We start from the raw sequence: 19,771 nt of genomic DNA on the forward strand, positions 1-19,771 counted from the left end.
TCCAAATTATTTACAGAGGAGTATTATTATGAAAAGAAATTTCGGAAGGATTTTGAGTCGAGGATTTCATAGAGGGCTTAAGATTGTTTCAATTTCCGTGCTTGGAAGCCTGGTGGCGTTTTGTTCCCCCCAGGCTCTTTGTCATGTTATGGCGGCAGGACCTGTAAGGTTCACCACATATCTCATGGTCGATGAGAACGGTGAATTTGCTACAGATGCCGGAGGAGAGTATATTCAGCTCTTTGACGAAAAGGGTAATCTTCTTGCCCATAATGATGATGTCAAGGAATTTCTAAAGAAAAACTCCGATAAGGACGGAAATAATAAGCTTGCTGCGAAAGAGAAAGAGTTCTTCCTCATTGACGGAAAGCTATACCTTGATGAGTCGGGCTCGGAGGAGCTGGCTGATCTTTCTGTAGTAATGCCGTCAATTTTTAAATATGACATCATTGATTCGGGATACACCCTTGAAGCAGGTAACGGAACAGTATTTATCAGTCCGCTACAGGTAAATGGTGATTCTGTCTATGTGGCAAGAGTTGCCGGAGATTATCAGAAACTTCCTGCATTCACAATATCTGAAGACGGTAATATCGGATATTTTGAGAGAGGCTCAGTTTCGGGTAATGGCAGCGAGATTTCTTTTGTATATGATTCAAACTATTTCTACGATGAGAACTTAAATCAGATAGACAATATGAGCGCAATTATTTCGGAACCGGGAGATGAGAGTGCCCCCATGTTTACCGGATATTACATCAAGAACGGCAGTGATCGAAGGCTGTTTGTCGATGTTGATGGCTCAGTTGTGATGTCTCCGGATGAGTACAGGACAATAATAGGCGGTGCAAGCATCGAGCCGGAATACTGCTACACTGTTAATCTGAATGCTGACGGCGCTGATACATTTACGATTTATTCAGATGCCGAAAGTGGAAGTCTTTACAGCGATTACAGAAAAGAAGCAGCTTTTGAAAATCTAAGTGGCGATATGCTCTCACAGCTTTCATACGAAAACAATACGGCCAGAGGACATTTTGCAGGATTTTACTCAGCAAATGAAGAAAGTACTCTGAAGTTTATTGATAGTGCAGGAAACCTGACAGGTGAAGATGGAGAAGCAGAAGGAAACAGAGACTACTTTGCCCGCTTCTATCATGTCATTACTGCTGATGGAGGTAATGGAGGAGAAATCTTTTATTCAGACGGAAAGACATACAGCGACTCTGAACTTACAACTGAAGTCTCCAATATTGCTGATATTACAGGTGGAATACCCGAAGATTATACGGAAGATGTACATAGCGATGAAAAAGAAATGGATGGTATTACCACCAGATATTTCATTGGTTATTACTTTGCGTCCGATTTCGGGGCAGATGAAGAAGCTGATGAAAAAGAGATGCTTCTTTCCGAATATGAGGAGGAAGGATTTGACCCTTCGGCTGTAGAGATCAACAAAGTTAAATTTGCAGACAGGGACGGAAACATTGTATTTAATCCTGATGAAGCGCCTTCATTTGATGGTGATATGGCTGTTTATCAGAATTGGTATACGGTGACGGTATGGGACGACGGAGAAGTCGAGATCGGCGAGGAAGCTGACGAGATCAAAGCCGATGAGGAAACTGACGAGACCAAAGTCGATGAGGAAACTGACGAGACCAAACTCGATGAGGATACTGAGAAAACTGAAGAACCGGAAAATCCCGAAGATGTAATCCCGGAAGAAGAAAAAGATGCAGCTTCCACAGAACCTGCTATCAGTGTTCCCGCAGCTGAGGGCACAGACAGCACTGCTCAAAATACCAATTCAGAGGATGGCGAAGATAAGAATAAGGAAGGCATAGAAGAGGATGCCAAGCCTAATGACGATAGTACGAAGAAAACTGATGGGTCTGATTCCGGAGATGACGGAGACGGTGGAGATGATGGAAACGGTGGAACCGGTGGAGATGGTTCCGATAATAGTGGCACCGATGAGCAGGGTGGCGATAATACTGGAATAGACATGAATGTGCCCAAATCAGAAGATGAGACAGAGGGCAACTAAACTAAAGTTATTAACTGAAAGAGGTTTCTGGAATTTTTTCTTTCAGGAGGGGTGATATTATGAACAGAGGAATCAGGTTTTTTACCGGAACAAAACGGAAAAAGGCGGGATTTTCGCTGGCAGAGGTTCTGGTTGTAATTGTTATATTAGGCATTCTGGCAGCTGTAGGAGGTGTCAGTGCTGTTTCAATGTACAAAAACATGAAGCAGACCCAGCTGGATAAAACTGCCGAGACAATATTCCATGCTGCTCAGGACAGGTTGAGCGAACTGTATGCTTACGGAAAAGAAGACACCATTGATAAAGATCACGGCGGAACACAGGTAGACGGATACGCAGATAAAAAAGTCTTTTATATAAAGAGCGGTGTGTCAAGTGAGGCCAATACTGCAATCATGGGTGATGACACAGTAAATGGCGAGATATTTGCCAATTATTGGGTTATTGAATACCAGGCATCCACCTGCCGCGTGCTAAATGTTGTGTATGCCGACAGGAATGACAGTGGTCTTGGAGGCTTTGGCAGAGGCATTAACGAAGGCATAACAATCACAACATTGGAAAATGCGATCTCAAATCATGCATTCTCTTTAGCTGACCGCAAGGACAAGTTTGGCTGGTACGGCGAAACTGATATTCTTCCACTTCTTTCTGAAAATAAACAAGTGGGAAATACTTCTGTTGATGTAGACATTGTTAACGAAGAAAACCTTTACGCACATGTAAGAGTATCTGTCGGCTGGGAAGACAGCCTTACTGCTACTGAGATTCCCGATTTTTTGAAAAATGTAACCATAAAGTTAACTCTGAAGGATGCAGATACAGGTGCTGAATATGGATATCCCAGTATTACTGCAGATAAACTGCTGAGTGGCCCGGGACTTAACAACAAGCCTGAAGGCATTTATAACGGAAAATCAGATGCCGATGGCGGCGTAACAACTTATGTGTCAGATAAATATATCAGTGCGTCCTGGGATGTTCTTCTGGACAGCCTTTATGATGGTGCATTTGTATCGGGCAGTGAGAGCAGATATGTTCCTGCTGTTACTCCCGGACATGATTTTTATCTGATAGCTAAGCTTGAAGGTGCTAATGGTATCACACCGACTGTACAGGACTATGATATTGACAACAGCCTTTTTGCTGCAACTTCAGGAACCAAGGCCTATATTGAATACGGAAGACATCTTCAGAATGTGGGCAAGGCAGAGGTCAGCGGTCTTAACGCTATTCAGATTGCTGACATTAACTTCAATGCCAAGGCTCCGGATGGAGTTACCAGAGATAACGATCTGGATAAGTTCAATAAATTCTGGCTCTCTGTATATGACGATGTAGGCGGATTCACCAATTTTAAGCCAACTGATTCATCATACCTTGCTTCTTATGACGGACAGAATCATCTTATCAAGAACCTTGATATCAATCAGGTGAACGGTACATCTGATTCCGGAATATTAGGAACTCTTTCTTATGCAGATACTGTTGTCAGCGTTAAGAACGTCATTATAACCGACAGCACCATAAGCAGTACTTCCGGAGCCGGAAAAGCAGGCATGTTTGCTGCAAATGTCACAGCTTCTAATGGCGTTACTCTGGAAAACTGCTATCTGAATAAAGTGACTATAGATGGTTCAAATACAGCTTCTCTGGGTGGATTTATCGGAGAGGCTACTTCTGATGTAACAGCAGAAAACTGCTCATTTGCAGCTGTAAAAGTCGGAACAGACGTATCACCTGCTGTTTCGGGTTCATTCATCGGCAAGATCAGTGCGGGTTTGGAAGGAAAGAACCTGTCAGTCTTGGGCGGAAGTGTAAGGGCTACATCAAATTCCGGTGGTATTATCGGTTCTTCTGATTCTGAATCTAAAGATATTACCCTGAAAGGATGTAAAGTTTTCGGAACTGAGGTAGCTGCTTCAAATGGCAATGCGGGCGGAATCGCAGGAAATGTTAAAAATGCTCAAATGACAATAAGCGAAGATACTGCAGTAGCATCAGGTATTGTAAGATCTTCAAGCGGAAATGCCGGTGGATTCATCGGTAATGCAGATGCTGTCATTAACATAAAGGATTCTGAGTATTTTATTCCTTCTTCATCTGAAAGCAATAAGGATGTATGCAGTGTTAAGACTGAATTTGTTAAGACCATGGGCCTTAGTGCGAATACTCCGAATGCTATTTTAAAATATGCCCACCTCAAGGATAAGTTTGAATTTAAGTATATTGAGGATCTGAAAGCAGATGATGTTGTCAGCAAGAGAACAATTGTCGGTTATGGCAATGTCGGAGGCCTTGTTGGTGCATCAACTAAAAATATAACTATAGAAAACACCTTTAGTGCAGGTGTTCTTTCTGCTGCTACAAATGCAGGCGGTTTTGTTGGAACTACAACAGGTAAGCTATCAGTAAACAGTTCATACTCTGATTTCTACATCTCCGGTAAGAATGTAGGTGGTTTTGCAGCAGCGTGCAACAGTAGTTCTGAATTCCATTCCTGCTACACAGCCGGATTCCTCACAAGTACTGCGGATACTGCAGCAGGTTTTGCTCCTGTGGAAATTGGCGATGTGTCTGATTCCTACAGTGTATTCAATTTTGACAATGTTTGTGATTTTTCCGGAAAAGCAGGACAGGACTCTGATCATAATGTAAATGTAAACGGTACAGTTAACAATTACCCTGATGTGAATGTTCATAACAACTGCTACCCGATAGCTCCTAAATCAAAAGGAGTAGCATATTATGTATATACAGCTACAACTTTCACAGAATCAGCTAATGCAGTAGCTGTAACTTCAACAGAACTTGCAGAAAACACAAAAACCGGCGGCGGAACTCTTTTAGGCGGCAATTTTGTTACAGGTACAGATAGTGGAAGTACCTATCCATATTCACTTTCATCGTTCCTGGATACAACTTTGGTTGACTATCCGTTCCCTAAGCTCAATGTCAGCAAGGTTACCGTTGTAGATAGTACTCCTACTGATAATGTAAAACTTGGTCACTACAATGACTGGCTTACATTTGACGGTAAGAACGATATCGAAATATGGTACATGATGTATGATGAGAACCTTAAAGAACTTAGGACAGATGTCAGATTTGCAAGAAAAACTAAAGCTGTTCCGGTAACAACAGCATCCGGTACAGAATATCAGATAAATGTTGGATCACATTCTTCTTTCAGTGGATATAAGTTTGTGGGATATTATGATCCCGATACAGCTTATAAGGTAGGATCAACTTCTTTTGACAGAGCTAAGAAGTTGGATTATCTTGCCAAAACAGATGATGCTCTTTTGGATTCTGTTAAGAGTACCATGAAGACTGGTGACAGAGTGGTTCAGACTTCTATAAACGGAACTAATACATTCGGTGAAACATGTTCCACTCACTCATCAATTTTTAGAGCAGACAGCAACGGAACAAAAAAGATGTACGCTGTCTATAGATTTAATAAACCGTATTCAGTAAGACTATCTTATATTGAATATGTACTTCCTGCCAAGAATGCAACATCTGAATCAAAAACGCTTAGGCAGATATATACAGGATCTAAAGTCGCATCTACAGATGAATTCCAGGTTGCTTACAAGGAACCTTCAGATGGTTGCGATGTAATTTACAGCAATCAGCCTGATATAAGAGAAAAGGTAAGAGCATCACACAGTAAACTTGCACATGATGAAGAACTTATTGAAGACTATATTGCAGAGAAGATATTGAGTGATGAAACACTCCTACGTCAGCTGGATGAAAAACGAGCTGCTGCAAATAAGGTTATTACCAGAGAAATTCCTAATTTTAAGAGTGCCGGATTTGAGCTGCTCGATCTTCAGGCATTATATCAGAATGGTGTAATCACCAGGGCGTATAGAGATAATGTACTTCAAAAACCGGTATATACAATAGTCAGAATTGGACCCGAAAAGGATTCTGACGGTAATACTGTGCCTTTTGAAAACAGGGGATGTACGGAAGTTACAAAAGATAGTGATAACAAAATCAGTATGTCGACTTATAAGGCATTTGACTATGTAATTCTGTACAACTCAGACTATGCTAACAGAAGACTTAACCTTGTATTCGAGAACACGAAGCAGAATGAATCAAGTACCATACCTGTGGTAAATAATTATGAGAGTTTTAGTGAATCTCTTGCGGCTAGAGAGATTAGTACTGATGCTTCGAAAAAGTATACAGTAAGGGTTGGTGATGAAGGTTTTACGGATATAGAGGGCAGTACTCTTGTGAAATTGATGGACGAAAAGACTGCTCCGACATTTGCCGGATTTACAAAATCAAAAACTGATGCCGGCTATGTTAATGGTGTATATACAGTTACGCACTATTATCAGCGGAACAAGTATAAGATTTATTTCGGGCTGAATTGGCCTCAAAGACTGACTCCCCCTGAGAAATATAACGGTAGTGAAGCCAGGGCTCCTAAGACTGATATTTATTATGGGCAGACATATCAGGATACGCTGTGGGAAGACAAGAATTCGGGTGTTGAAATCAGTATTACAGGTCCTAATATCAATGCGCTTAAAGGATCTGATGAAATATGGTTGGGAACAAGGAATTACGGAGGCGGATGGAGTTATTATACACGGTTTGACAGTTATGAAGCAGTACAAACATATATAAAGAATAATTTATCAGGTAATTCCGGAACAATCAGGCTTAGGATTGGTTCGGGATATTGGGCGTCAGCGAATACTTACAATTGGTATAAAACGGATGTGATTTCATATGCATTTACACGTGAAGGGTTTATTCTTACGGGATTTAAGTACTATTATCAGTCAGATAACGGAACCGTTACGTATGATGGTGAAAAATTTAGAGAAGCCGGCGAGACAAATAGCGTAGAAGAAATATTGACTATGCCTGACAGGGATGTGCTTGTAGTTCCGATTTGGACAGAAAATCCCCTTACCCTTAGAGTCGAAATTTATTATCAGAGTGCATATGACAATATTAACGCATCAACAAAGCAGTATGAGTTATACAAGGGAACTACTTTCGGTGTTAATAATGGTATAGCTTCCGGAGCGGTAGATGCTCAGGGCAATACACTTAAGGTTACTGATCTTATCATGAAAAGTAGTGATACCTCTTTTGTAGATTATCTTGAACCCTTCGTAAAGAATAATTGTTTCGATATCAAAGATGATCATAATATCGAGAAACAATATCCTTATGAAGCCAATAAGGCAAACTCAGCCAGATATGGCAAACCGCACTTTGACGGAAGCAATGCGATGGTTGTTGCGTTGTATTATGATCGTATTGAGGTGGAATACAGGTTCCATTTTATTACCGCTACTGATAACTCTGTTTCCTCGAATAGAGTGTTGGATCAGGTTTATATTGATGGCCCATATATAGACGATCTGAGAAATTCAAACAATATATATAGACGTGGTAATAATGGCCGCCAAAATTATGTAGGCGATTACGATGATCTTATAACATATATTGCGAATAATACTTCCGGTGATACGGGAACGATCTATTTGAAATTATCATACTATGGGAATAATTTCACTGCTTACACCTGGACCAAGACATATATAAACAGCAGGGTTGTTACACATCATGATGATGCAGACTGGTCTCAGTGGGATGATTTCCATAAATACAGCACACTCGACGATATTGCTGCTGATGATGAGAGTGCTCCTGCAGATAAAAAAGCATTCAGTACGGCATTAAACAGTACATCATCTATGTCTGATTTTGTGCCTGTAGGAAATCATGCAAAAGTGAAAGTAGTATTCGGAGATCATAAAGCTGCAACTGGAACTTCGGTTGATTATGTAGAATACACAGGATCAAGAGGATATGCGTTCCGAAATAATATTACGGATACAAGCAAAGTAAATTATGGAGTAATTGTTTATATTAGAGGGCTTTATGGTGCTCCGGCAGTATTCTCTTCAGATGGCAGCAACCTGATGCCGACATGGTTCTATTATACGAGCTTAAGTGATTCAGAGCCGTTTGAGTTGCAGGAATACAGGTTAGGTGGTACTTCAGGTACGAGCTACACAGAATTCAGCTTACGTCTTTTCCAGGACATAAATAAAGATTTGGCAGATTATGACCGAAAAGGTAAAGACCTGTACCCTAATTATCTTAATAATGTTAATGGTGGAACTTCTATAGGATATACAAGATTCTATACCGAAATAACACCCGGTGATGATGCATGGGATACTGCTACTAAAAAACGAACGACTGCAAATATGCCAGATGATTTCGGATCAGATTATATTAATAATAGTCCAATAATTGAAAATTATGGCAGAACAGCCAATACAAATACATACTTCATCACCAACGATGCAATGCGTATTTTTGTAGAGGGATATACCACATACTATATTTTAAATTACAACGATGAATATTCTTATCATGCTTACAATGAGAATAATATTCCGGAATACACCGGATATGGATATCTGAATCAAGAAGTATGGCTTAAACGTAATACATTTACTCTGGATTTTGTTGATGCCACTCTGAAGAACGGGGTTAATTTTACTACAGACTACTTATATAAGCAGGAAATTCCAAGGCTGCCAAGAGGAATAAGAGTCACTGAAGGTACTCAAGTACTTGAACCGGAGATAACTGCTCCTAGTGACGATTATATCTTTGATGGATGGTATGCATCCAGTGCTCATGATCCTGCGACAAAAATTGCCGAAGCAGATGGCACTATATGTGAATCATACAAACAACTGGCATCGACGCTCGTAGATAGTAATAATAATCTTCTTATGAACTGTCAGAATTTGCAGGCATTCGCATACTGGGCACCAAAAGAGTGTAATATTCAGTTCAATCCGTTCTATCCTGATGTAACAAATAATAAGGTAGATACGGAGCTGATATGCAATCCTAATCCGGTACCATATAAAACGACAATCACAAGTCTTCCTGAAAAACCAAGAGACTTAGACGAAAATCGTATTATGGTTAAGGAGGGAGACGATTACTTCTATGTGATCAAAAATGATGCCGGAGATGTTGTCAAAAAGTACAAGTTCCTGGGATGGTACCTGTATTCGGGACTTAATGAACCTACAGATATGAGTGATCTTACAGAGCAGGTTATAGCTGGACAAACCGAGATTATAAATCACTCTACGTTGTATGGTAAGTGGCAACTAATTGTTGGAAATCCGACATATACAATAATCTGCTCTGATTATACAAGTGGAAATGAGGAGATATTCAGCGTAATAAGATCAGGCAATCCGGGAGAGAGTATAACAATAAATCCTCCTATCAGTACTGATGATAGAAGTAAGGATATCAGGATACTCAGTGGATCCTATGAGAATCTTAAGAACTACGAAGCTCTGTCGAATCCTGTCCAAGTGACCATAATCGACGGAATGACACTGAGATTCAGATATAAGGAGGCCTCGGCATGGCAGTATATTGTTAATAACTGTATTAATATCGATGGTCAGGATATTATAATCAGTTCATATCAGGTAGATGATGTCACTTACGCACGGGCATTGGTAGCCCCGACTGATATTCCAGGATATTCAATCTATGAATATCAGATTGATTCGGATACCACGACTATAGCAGATACCAGTGATTATATACCTGTTAACAGGCCTGAAAATTCAGCAGATGCTGTTACGATAACAGTTAGATACAAGCTGGAACCAAATGTAATAATTGCAAGAAATTCAATAAATTATTACAAGTATGATCCGATTGACTGGATTACTTATGTTTCTGAAGATGTTTCGAATTCATTTAAATGGGCTGATGAAGCATATGGTCCTGCTATCATTTACAATGTTAATGGTGTGACTACATCTACATTTTTAGATAATGATGCAACCAACGCTGCTGCAATTGAAGCAATAGCTGCTATCGCACCAGGCACATATCCTGTCACAATGCAACTTGTGGCGATGAACAGAAATGATACTTCTTCATATCTACCGATCAAGGTTTCAGTTAATAACGATGATGAAACCACAAGTGAGATTGATGTTGTTGTACAGACTTCAGTGACAATCAATAAGTCCGCTTATGCATTGAAGTTTGCAGGCACAACAGAAGAAGATGATGGCTTCATTTACTATAAGTTTGCGGGTAAAGAAGGAACTACAGGATTATGGTACTGGGATGAAGAACTTAAGTATGAAATCGGTGCAGATGGTACAAGTATAGTTACTTATGATATAAGTACATTACCGACAGGAATTCAAAAAAATGCTCAAAATGTTCAAAACATAATTGAGGCAACGAAGAATACTGATACAGGAAAGTATAAATTCTTCTTCATCGTCAATGGTACAGAAGCATTTATAGTTGTTGACAGCGATGGAATACTCGGCAATGGCAATAAGCTTAATAATGATCTTGTGGCTTATGTTGAAGCCAGCAGCGGAACCACCAAATATATTATTAAGTTGTACAATGTAAATGGTGAAGAGACAGGCACGATAGAAGTGTGGATTTAATCTGTTTATACAATGATTAACGATGATGGAGTTATGAAATTGAAAAAACTTCTTTTTCAGAAAAATCTAATATGGTTTAAAAGATTGAGATCCTCAAAGGGGGCATCCGTTGTCTTTGCCCTTGTCGGCTTTATGTTTGCCGCAATGATAGCCTTTGTGGTTATCAATGCGGCATACAGCGCCGCCACCAGAGTAAAGAGACTAAAATATGATGAGCAGTCATTCCTCCTTGCAGAATCTATGTCAGGGATCATTACGGAAGCGCTTACAGGCAATGGTAACTTAGTGGAGCTTCCTGATCACTCTCAAGTACGAAGACCTGATAAAGCGGCAGGTGACCCGGATGAATATCTTAAGTATGATGCACTGACCCTGAATTATCAGTACATTGAGCAAAAGAACCCTTCAGATGGAAGTATCACCATGTACTTCAACGCTACAGAAAATGGTGGAGCTTTTATTGAAAGTGTTGCTTCCGGAGATACGAAGCCGACATTTTATGACATTGTCAAGGCTAAGGATACTGCGGATGTGAGGGATGTCAGCAAGGCAGTGCGGAATATGATCCGTGATCTGGCAAGAAAGATCGATCGCGGCGAAACTGAGGTCCAGGAAACTCTTACAACTAACTTCACCAATCCGGACACCAATGAATACTTTTCTGTTGAGACAATGTTTACCATGAATAGTTCCTATTCTATAAATGCTGTGACGGAAGCAAAGGTTCTTAAGACAGCAGGCGGAGATGTGTTGTCCAAATATATTGTTAGAATGGATGCAGCAGCAGCTGTTAGGACCGACAAGGTGATATGTGCAGGAATTAAAAGCGAAAGTGGCGGTGTAAGCGCAATTCAAATTAATGATTTTACAGATAATGTTGCAGATGGTTCGGAGGAACTTGTTAAAGTTTCCTGCTATTCCGTTACATGGCCTGCTGACCAGATGAGAAGCGTATATTCAACATCCCATTAAAGATTTGGAAGTGGTGAGGTAATATGAAGATTATTGCACTGTTAAGAAAAAAGATAAGGTCAAAATGTGGAGAGACCCTGACAGAAACGTTGTCGTCTCTTCTTATAATCGTGCCTGCCATGGTAATGCTTGCGGGAGCTATTGTCACAGCAGCAAGGATAAATTTCGAGGCCAGAAATTCAAAAGCCACGTCGCTACCGGAACTTACCGAGACGACCGGCACAGCAGGGAGCATAACAGGTTCCGGTGCTGTCAGCTTTACCGGATCTATCAGCTGGTGCAATGAAACTGATGCCGATGGCAAAAAGTCAATCTATTATTATTTCAGGTAAACGTATGAAAAATATTGCGAAGAAGATTAAAAGCAAATTAAAGAAAAACAGAGGATTTACTATTGCCGAGCTGTTGTTTTCGGTTATTATCCTGATGCTCTCAACTTCAGTGATAATACAGTGTTTTAACTTAGGCGTTGGAAATGTAGTACGAGAGACAAGGGCATCAGAGGCACAGCTTTTGTGTTCTGCGCTGGCGTCATCTCTTCAGAATGAACTGACCTACGCAAGGGACATAGAGATTGAAGGCGGAAAGCTTAAGACGTATTTCAGCAGCTCCAGGAGAATGGGTGAAGGCAGCCAGATTGTAGTCGATTCCAACGGTGAGATAAGGATCAAGAATGCTCTGGGTGAAGATTATCCTCTTGTGACTAAGACGAATTATACCGCAGCAAACAGGGCTGCAGTAAAGAGCAGTGATACATATTTCCTGAAAGCATATCTTGATGGAAACGCAATACAGTGGAATAGCACAGATCAAGTATTCATAGTAACACTCTGGGTTGATGATGCCTCTAAAGGAGCTCTTACAGCTGCTGAGGCTAAACAAAAGGCTCTGGCATATACCCAGTTCAGAGTTAAACCTCTCACAGTTGTTAGCAACTAAGGAAGTCAAAAGAACCGTCCCCCATGACTTATAAACGCCACAGTTTAAGCAAACTGTGGCGCTTTTTTGAATTTCCATAGTATCTATGGTGATTTTTAGCTAAATGTATTATTATAAGAGGGTATGAGAATTATTTGGAGGATATAATATGGGAAGGCTTTTCTGCGTTATCCCTTGCTATAACGAGCAAGAGGTTCTGCCGACTACTTCATCCCTTCTTCGGGACAAATTACACGCTTTAATTGAACAAAACAAGATTTCTTCTGATAGCAGAATTGTTTTTGTTAATGACGGTTCAAGAGATGCAACCTGGGAGATAATAAAGGCTCTTCATGATGAGGATGAGATTTTTCAGGGAATCAATCTCTCCAAGAATATGGGCCATCAGAATGCGCTCCTTGCCGGACTTATGACTGCAAAAGACCTTTGTGATGCAGCCATTTCTCTCGATGCGGATCTTCAGGATGACATAAATGCCATTGATGAAATGATCGATAAGTTCAACGAGGGCTGCGATGTTGTTTATGGTGTTAGAAGCGCCAGAAAAACTGACACATTCTTTAAGAGAACAACAGCAGAAGGCTTTTATAAACTAATGGACAAGCTTGGTGCCAAGACGGTTTATAACCATGCGGATTACAGACTGATGTCCAGAAGAGCTCTTTTAGGCCTTGCAGAGTTTGGTGAAGTTAATCTGTTCCTCAGAGGAATAGTTCCCATGGTTGGCTATAAGAGCGACGTTGTTTACTACGAAAGAGCCGAGAGGTTTGCAGGAGAGAGCAAGTATCCGTTAAAAAAGATGCTTAGTTTTGCAGTTGAAGGAATAACAAGCCTTTCAACAAAGCCAATCAAAATGATCACAGGACTTGGCTTTTTCATCTTTATTGTGAGCATTGCAGTTCTGATCTATTCGCTTGTAAGATACTTTACAGGAAATACTATTCAGGGCTGGACAACAACAGTGATTTCAGTATGGGCCATCGGAGGTCTTATGATGATCTCCCTTGGGGTTATTGGCGAGTATATAGGCAAGATTTATCTTGAGACCAAGAACAGGCCAAGGTTTATCATAGAATCTTATCTCGGTGACGAGAAGGATCAGAAATAAATTCAGAAACAGAGGTAGTAGAAATTATGGCAAACGGACATGGCAAGAAGCCGGAAGATTTTAAGAAACAGATGGAAGATAGCATGAGAGCTCCCTTAAATGAGAACTCTTCGGTTAAAAAGGTTATCGGAATCGTAAGTGGTAAGGGAGGCGTAGGAAAGAGCCTTGTAACAGGTCTTTCAGCATCTCTGATGAATAAAAAGGGCTATAAGACAGCAATTATGGATGCTGATATTACAGGACCATCCATACCTAAGATGTTTGGAATAGGCAAGCTGAACTTTGCCGATGAGAATGGGAATATGCTTCCGGCTACAACAGAAGGCGGAATGAAGGTAATGTCTCTTAATATGCTCATGGAAAATGAGACTGATCCCGTTATCTGGAGAGGACCTGTGATCGCAGGAATCGTTAAACAGTTCTGGTCAGATGTAAACTGGGGCGATATAGATTACATGTTTGTTGATATGCCTCCGGGAACAGGTGATGTGCCTCTTACAGTATTCCAGTCACTTCCTGTTGACGGAATAATTGTGGTAGCAACTCCTCAGGAGCTTGTGGGAATGATAGTCGATAAGGCTATAAATATGGCCAAGATGATGAATATTCCTGTTCTTGGCATTGTTGAAAACATGAGCTATATGGAATGTCCACACTGTGGTGAGCCAATCTACATCTTCGGTGAGAGCAAGCTCGATGCTTACGCAGCTTCAAGAGGCCTTGATGTACTTGGCAGAATCCCCATGAACCCTGATTTTGCTTCGAAGTGTGACGCAGGTAAGGCAGAGAATATCGAAGTAGACTGTCTTGATAGTCTTGTTTACGTGCTTGATGGAATGACAGAATAATGTTCATATTTCTTTTGAGGGAAAAGAGATGAAGAATAAGCCTAATCAAAACCAAATAACCTGGGGCATCACAATATTTTTTGTTGCTGTAGGGACACTTCTTGCTTATTACATTATTTTCCATGGCAGGACATTCCTTTCAACGCTGAATAACATGCTGGATTCAATTTCCGGCGTAATTATGGGCGTGGTTTTGGCATATATACTGATACCTATGCTAAATGGCATTGAGAGAACGATTTTGATCCCTATATATAAGAGAAGAGGAATCGATGTCTCTTTTTCCAAAGATGCAGATTGGAAAAAGAGAAAGCAGATGAGAGGCATAGCAGTTCTTATTACTATTGCCATATTTATTTTGCTGGTCTATACACTTCTTATCATCATTATTCCTCAGCTTGTAAGCAGTATTCGAGAGATCATAAATAATCTGCCGGATTATATCAAAAAGGTTGATGACTACTCCAATTCACTTCTTGATAATAATCCCGATCTGCAGGAACTTATAGATTCGCAGCTGGATTCATACTATGCAACATTATCTGTGTTCATCACAAGGAATATTAAACCTTATCTTCCTGAATGGCAGACGGTTCTTAAGGTTGCTTCAAAAAGTGTAATGTCAGGCGTAAGCGCGATAATCAACATTATAGTCGGTGTCATTGTTGCTATTTATGTTCTTAATTCTAAAGAGAGATTTACGACCAGGGGCAAAAAGATTGCTTATTCTTTCTTTAAAGAAAATGTAGCCAACGAGCTTATATCGGCATTCAGATTTACACACAGAACCTTTGAGAGCTTTATTGGCGGTAAGATTGTTGATTCTATAATTATCGGTATCATTTGCTATATAGGATGCAAGATATTGAAGATAGATTATCCTGTGCTGATTTCGGTTATAGTTGGCGTTACAAATGTAATTCCGTTCTTTGGACCATATATCGGAGGCGGAGCAGGAGCTCTTTTGCTGATATTGATCGATCCTATACAGGCCCTTATATTCCTGATCTTTGTTATTGTTCTTCAGCAGTTTGACGGAAATATTTTAGGACCATATATACTTGGAGGCTCAACAGGTCTTTCAAGCTTCTGGGTTATATTCTCAATCATGTTCTTTGGAGGTCTATGGGGTATAGTTGGATGGCTCATCGGAGTTCCGATTTTTGCTGTATTCTATGCCTTTGTTGCAAGGATTACCAACCATTATCTGCGCAAAAAGAGCTTGAGTACCGATACCAGTGATTATTACGACCTTGCATATATTGAAAACGGTGAGTATAAGCTTTTAAGTGATCAGGCAAATACGAAGTATAATGCGGGTAGAAAAAAGGTATCCGGTCTCAAAAAGCTCTTTGACAGAAAGAAGACTACAAAGAAGTGATTTTTGGATAATGGGCACTTGACGTTAATTTATTTTGAATTATAATTGTTACTAATTAGTGCTTTGACGTGTTAAAGTACGGGAAGGGGAGCTGTTATTATGGCTAAGAAAAATTTAGATTGGGCAAATATTGGATTCGCTTATCATGTTGCCGACAAGAGATTTGTATCCAATTACAAGGACGGAAAATGGGATGACGGTGTTATCACAGAAGATTCCACAATTACCTTAAGTGAGGATGCCGGAGTTCTTCATTACGCACAGGAGTGCTTTGAGGGCCTTAAGGCTTATGAGACAGAGGATGGAAGAATTGTTACCTTCAGACCTGATCTCAACGCCAAGAGAATGGTTGATTCCGCAAAGAGACTTGAGATGCCTTCTTTCCCGGAAGATAGATTTATTAAGGCAGTAGAGGAAGTTGTTGCAGCAAACGCTGACTGGGTACCACCTTACGGAAGCGGAGCAACACTTTATATCAGACCTGTTATGTTTGCAACAGGCAATGTAATCGGTGTTAAGCCTGCCGATGAATATCAGTTCAGAATCTTCGTAACACCTGTAGGACCTTACTTCAAGGGCGGTGCTAAGCCAATCGTCGTTAAGATCAGTGATTTCGACAGAGCAGCACCTCACGGAACAGGTAACATCAAGGCCGGACTTAACTATGCAATGAGTCTTCATGCTATCGTAACAGCTCATGAAGAAGGCTTTGCAGAGAATGTATATCTTGATGCTGAGTCAAGAACCTACATCGAGGAAACAGGTGGAGCTAACATCATCTTTGTTACCAAGGACGGCTCACTTGTAGTTCCTAAGTCACACACAGATTCAATTCTTCCTTCAATCACAAGAAGATCAATCGTTTATGTTGCAAAAGAGATCCTTGGCATGAATGTAGAAGAAAGACCTGTTAAGCTTTCAGAGGTTTCAGATTTCGTTGAGATGGGACTTTGCGGAACAGCAGCAGTAATCTCACCTGTAGGCAAGATCAATGACCACGGAAAAGAGATCTGCTTCGTAAACGGAATGGATGAGATGGGACCAGTAATCAAAAAGCTCTATGACACCCTCACAGGTATTCAGATGGGCACTGTAGAAGCTCCCGAAGGATGGATCCACGAAATCAAAATGTAAAAAAATAATGCCTCAGGCCAAGAGCCTGAGGCTATTTTTGTTCATTTGTTGCAGTACTGAGAATACTTCTTTGGTGATATTCCGACTGACTTGGTGAAGGCTTTTAGGAAGTTACTGTAGTCTGAAAAACCGCAACGTTCGCAGACATCACTAACACCAACGCCTTCAGCAAGTAATGATTTCGCAATAGAGATTCGTCTTGCAGTCATATATTTGTTAATAGTAGTACCGGTAGCGGCTTTGAATATACGGCAGATGTAAGACTCACTTATATAGAAGTGTTTGGAAAGATCACCAATACTTACCGGGTACTGAAGGTTATTGTTTAGATAGGAGAGTATTGAATCTACTTGTTCGTTATAAGTGGTTGATTTTTCGGCCTCTGTGTTATTCTCTCTGTCAGCGACGATCTTGTTGATCATGACGAAGAGTTCCGTGAAGGTTGCGCGTTCTAAGAGGTCATGACCATAGCCGTTGCTGGTTACAAGCTTGTTGATAAAATATAAAAATCTGCCTTGCTGTTCCTGGGTGAGGCTTACCTTGTGAGAGAAGTGTTCTGATCTTCCCTGGAAACAAGCGTCAAGATTGGTCTCTTCTGTGGATATGCTTCGCATATACTCGGGATCGATCATGATAACGATCCTCTCGTGAAGCTCTTTATCAATCTGAGTAAGATAGTGAGAATCATACTGATTAATAAGGAAAAGATCTCCGGGAGCGATATCATATACCTGATTATCTATAAGGAACTGTTTCCCACCTGAAATTGAAAAATAGACTTCATAACAGTCATGGATATGCATTTCCATGGCTTTTTCATCTTTATATAAATGTGCAACGGCAAAATACTTATTCTCAATACTTTTAGCCATTGCTTCCTTACAGGAATTAAGTTCTTTCATGATTGTTCTCCGCTTATGATAAAATATATACCGACAGAAGTTATGATACAGTAAGACTTCATTATTTTCAAGATTTGATATGTTTTTATCAAAAAGTGAGAAATTATAAAAATGATGTATTTCTCATATCTAAAAAAATATAATATGAGAGGATTAAAAAACTGTTGACAAATACTTACCTGCTAGTTACAATACATAGGTATGCAAATGATTAAACGTAATTGATTGCCCATAAAAAGGCAGTTTCTTATACGGATACAGTAAGGAGGTGTTACTGAAATGTCAATCTGCCCAAAGAATAAGTCATCAAAAGGCCACAGAGATCAGAGAAGAGCTAACTGGAAAATGACAGCTCCTACTTTGGTAAAGTGCAGTCACTGTGGAGCTCTTATGCAGCCACATTGTGCATGCAAGAAGTGCGGCTATTACAATAAGAAGAGCATTGTTGAAGTTGAGGATTAATTTTTAGTAAAACCTCATTTTTACAAAGAATTAAAGGCTTTCAGGCTTATGCTTGAAAGCCTTGATTTTTGTATAGCACTTTAGTAGAATGTTTAAAGATTGCGGAATTTGTTTACGCGCAAAATAATTTGAGGATGGACTTAATATGTCTGAACTTGTTAGAGTTGCAGTTGACGCCATGGGCGGAGACAATGCTCCTTTTGTGACTGTAAAAGGCAGCGTTGATGCTGTTAAGGAGAATAGTAACCTCAAGGTATTTCTTGTGGGTCAGGAAGAGGCTGTAAATGCAGAACTATCCAAATATGACTATCCCAAGGACAAGATTGAGGTTGTAAATGCCACAGAAGTGATCGAGATGGCAGAACCACCTGTAATGGCAATCCGTAAGAAGAAAGATTCTTCTATAGTTAAGGCCATGTATATGGTTAGCCATGGAGAGGCTGATGCCTATGTTTCTGCCGGAAGTACCGGAGCAACACTCGTTGGAGGCCAGGTTATCATCGGAAGGCTCAAAGGGGTAGAGAGAGCTCCTCTTGCACCTCTTATCCCCACAGAGAAAGGCACATCACTTCTTATCGACTGCGGTGCTAACGTAGATGCCAGATCATCACACCTTGTACAATTTGCCAAGATGGGAACCGTTTATATGGAGAACATCTTAGGAATCAAGAATCCTACAGTTGGAATTGTCAATATAGGTGCTGAGGAGGAGAAGGGTAACGCTTTAGTAAAAGAAACTTTCCCTCTTCTTAAGAATTGTCCCGATATCAACTTTATTGGAAGTGTTGAGGCAAGAGATATTCCTGCCGGCGGAGCTGATATTATAGTATGTGAGGCATTTACCGGAAATGTGATACTTAAGATGTATGAAGGTGTCGCTAAATCCATGATGCACATTATAAAAGGTTCACTCATGGGAAGTCTTAAGACCAAGATAGGAGCGCTTCTTATTAAGGACGACCTCAAGAAATCACTTGCTAATTACAGCCTGGATCAGTACGGCGGAGCACCAATGCTTGGACTTAAAGGTCTTGTTGTTAAGACACATGGCAGTGCCAACGAAATTGAAGTAAAAAATTCAATTTTACAGTGTGTAACCTTTACAGAACAGAAGATTAGTGAGAAGATTAGCGCAAAGATATCAGAATGATAATTAGTACTAAATATTTATAAAAGGAACGGAGATTTAAAATGGAATTCGAGAAGATGAAAGAAGTTATTGCAAACGTACTTAACGTTGATCCTGAGGAGATCAAGCCTGAGACAACCTTTACTGAGGACCTTGGGGCTGATTCACTTGATCTTTTCCAGATCATCATGGGGCTTGAGGATGAATTTGATGTTCAGATCGATCCTGAGAAGACAGAGAATATCACCACTGTAGGAGAAGCCGTAGAACTCCTTAAGAGCGCAATCGCAAGTAAATAAGATGACTTTGAGGCGGCTATAGTAGCTGCCT

Annotated in this window: 13 protein-coding genes; 12 read left to right on the top strand and 1 reads right to left on the bottom strand. The window is 40.3% G+C overall.

From position 1 onward, the window contains the following. Positions 1 to 28 precede the first annotated feature (28 nt). The 9 genes from G632_RS0100505 to G632_RS0100545 all read left to right on the top strand — a co-directional run bounded on the left by G632_RS0100505 (position 29) and on the right by G632_RS0100545 (position 16,948). Positions 29 to 2,053: a hypothetical protein gene (locus G632_RS0100505; RefSeq protein WP_022767075.1), complete on the top strand. Its 2,025-nt coding sequence runs from the start codon at positions 29 to 31 to the stop codon at positions 2,051 to 2,053. Between the two features lie 59 nt (positions 2,054 to 2,112). Continuing rightward, positions 2,113 to 10,566, top strand: a complete 8,454-nt coding sequence (locus G632_RS18390; protein ID WP_022767076.1) for a type II secretion system protein — start codon at positions 2,113 to 2,115, stop codon at positions 10,564 to 10,566. Between the two features lie 39 nt (positions 10,567 to 10,605). Then, entirely contained in the window at positions 10,606 to 11,538 is a 933-nt protein-coding gene (locus G632_RS0100515; protein WP_022767077.1) for a hypothetical protein, read from the top strand. A gap of 23 nt (positions 11,539 to 11,561) precedes the next feature. After that, positions 11,562 to 11,870: a hypothetical protein gene (locus tag G632_RS0100520; RefSeq protein ID WP_022767078.1), complete on the top strand. Its 309-nt coding sequence runs from the start codon at positions 11,562 to 11,564 to the stop codon at positions 11,868 to 11,870. 4 nt (positions 11,871 to 11,874) lie between these two features. Next, entirely contained in the window at positions 11,875 to 12,477 is a 603-nt protein-coding gene (locus tag G632_RS0100525) for a hypothetical protein (protein WP_022767079.1), read from the top strand. A 148-nt stretch (positions 12,478 to 12,625) separates the two neighbouring features. Further along, positions 12,626 to 13,585, top strand: coding sequence for a glycosyltransferase family 2 protein (locus G632_RS0100530; protein WP_022767080.1), 960 nt, complete (start codon positions 12,626 to 12,628; stop codon positions 13,583 to 13,585). A 26-nt stretch (positions 13,586 to 13,611) separates the two neighbouring features. Further along, a complete protein-coding gene (locus G632_RS0100535) occupies positions 13,612 to 14,433 on the top strand; it encodes an Mrp/NBP35 family ATP-binding protein (RefSeq protein WP_022767081.1) in 822 nt (273 codons plus the stop codon). 28 nt (positions 14,434 to 14,461) lie between these two features. After that, positions 14,462 to 15,814: an AI-2E family transporter gene (locus G632_RS18395; RefSeq protein WP_022767082.1), complete on the top strand. Its 1,353-nt coding sequence runs from the start codon at positions 14,462 to 14,464 to the stop codon at positions 15,812 to 15,814. A gap of 99 nt (positions 15,815 to 15,913) precedes the next feature. After that, positions 15,914 to 16,948 (top strand): branched-chain amino acid aminotransferase, encoded by a 1,035-nt coding sequence (locus tag G632_RS0100545; RefSeq protein WP_022767083.1) that lies wholly within the window; start codon positions 15,914 to 15,916, stop codon positions 16,946 to 16,948. 41 nt (positions 16,949 to 16,989) lie between these two features. On the opposite strand, the gene G632_RS0100550 is transcribed toward G632_RS0100545, so the two are convergent. Then, the gene (locus G632_RS0100550; protein ID WP_022767084.1) at positions 16,990 to 17,850 is read right to left on the bottom strand and encodes an AraC family transcriptional regulator; all 861 of its coding nucleotides are present in this window, start codon (positions 17,848 to 17,850) and stop codon (positions 16,990 to 16,992) included. A gap of 279 nt (positions 17,851 to 18,129) precedes the next feature. Here G632_RS0100550 and rpmF point away from each other — a divergent pair, with 279 nt between their 5' ends. The 3 genes from rpmF (at position 18,130) to acpP (ending at position 19,740) form a co-directional block, all read left to right on the top strand. Then, positions 18,130 to 18,312: a 50S ribosomal protein L32 gene (rpmF, locus tag G632_RS0100555; RefSeq protein WP_022764007.1), complete on the top strand. Its 183-nt coding sequence runs from the start codon at positions 18,130 to 18,132 to the stop codon at positions 18,310 to 18,312. Positions 18,313 to 18,457: 145 nt separating this feature from the next. After that, positions 18,458 to 19,462, top strand: coding sequence for a phosphate acyltransferase PlsX (gene plsX / locus G632_RS0100560; RefSeq protein WP_022767085.1), 1,005 nt, complete (start codon positions 18,458 to 18,460; stop codon positions 19,460 to 19,462). A 41-nt stretch (positions 19,463 to 19,503) separates the two neighbouring features. Then, a complete protein-coding gene (acpP, locus tag G632_RS0100565; protein WP_022767086.1) occupies positions 19,504 to 19,740 on the top strand; it encodes an acyl carrier protein in 237 nt (78 codons plus the stop codon). The last annotated feature ends 31 nt before the right edge of the window (positions 19,741 to 19,771 follow it).

It is taken from the genome of Butyrivibrio sp. NC2007 (assembly GCF_000421405.1).
Taxonomy (GTDB): domain Bacteria; phylum Bacillota; class Clostridia; order Lachnospirales; family Lachnospiraceae; genus Butyrivibrio.

What these genes read in the sequence shown, in the direction of transcription:
- G632_RS0100505 (WP_022767075.1), top strand. Translation starts at nt 29, where the DNA reads ATGAAAAGAAATTTCGGAAGGATTTTGAGTCGAGGATTTCATAGAGGG.
- G632_RS18390 (WP_022767076.1), top strand. Translation starts at nt 2,113, where the DNA reads ATGAACAGAGGAATCAGGTTTTTTACCGGAACAAAACGGAAAAAGGCG.
- G632_RS0100520 (WP_022767078.1), top strand. Translation starts at nt 11,562, where the DNA reads ATGAAGATTATTGCACTGTTAAGAAAAAAGATAAGGTCAAAATGTGGA.
- G632_RS0100525 (WP_022767079.1), top strand. Translation starts at nt 11,875, where the DNA reads ATGAAAAATATTGCGAAGAAGATTAAAAGCAAATTAAAGAAAAACAGA.
- G632_RS0100530 (WP_022767080.1), top strand. Translation starts at nt 12,626, where the DNA reads ATGGGAAGGCTTTTCTGCGTTATCCCTTGCTATAACGAGCAAGAGGTT.
- G632_RS0100535 (WP_022767081.1), top strand. Translation starts at nt 13,612, where the DNA reads ATGGCAAACGGACATGGCAAGAAGCCGGAAGATTTTAAGAAACAGATG.
- G632_RS18395 (WP_022767082.1), top strand. Translation starts at nt 14,462, where the DNA reads ATGAAGAATAAGCCTAATCAAAACCAAATAACCTGGGGCATCACAATA.
- G632_RS0100545 (WP_022767083.1), top strand. Translation starts at nt 15,914, where the DNA reads ATGGCTAAGAAAAATTTAGATTGGGCAAATATTGGATTCGCTTATCAT.
- G632_RS0100550 (WP_022767084.1), bottom strand. Translation starts at nt 17,850, where the DNA reads ATGAAAGAACTTAATTCCTGTAAGGAAGCAATGGCTAAAAGTATTGAG.
- rpmF (WP_022764007.1), top strand. Translation starts at nt 18,130, where the DNA reads ATGTCAATCTGCCCAAAGAATAAGTCATCAAAAGGCCACAGAGATCAG.
- plsX (WP_022767085.1), top strand. Translation starts at nt 18,458, where the DNA reads ATGTCTGAACTTGTTAGAGTTGCAGTTGACGCCATGGGCGGAGACAAT.
- acpP (WP_022767086.1), top strand. Translation starts at nt 19,504, where the DNA reads ATGGAATTCGAGAAGATGAAAGAAGTTATTGCAAACGTACTTAACGTT.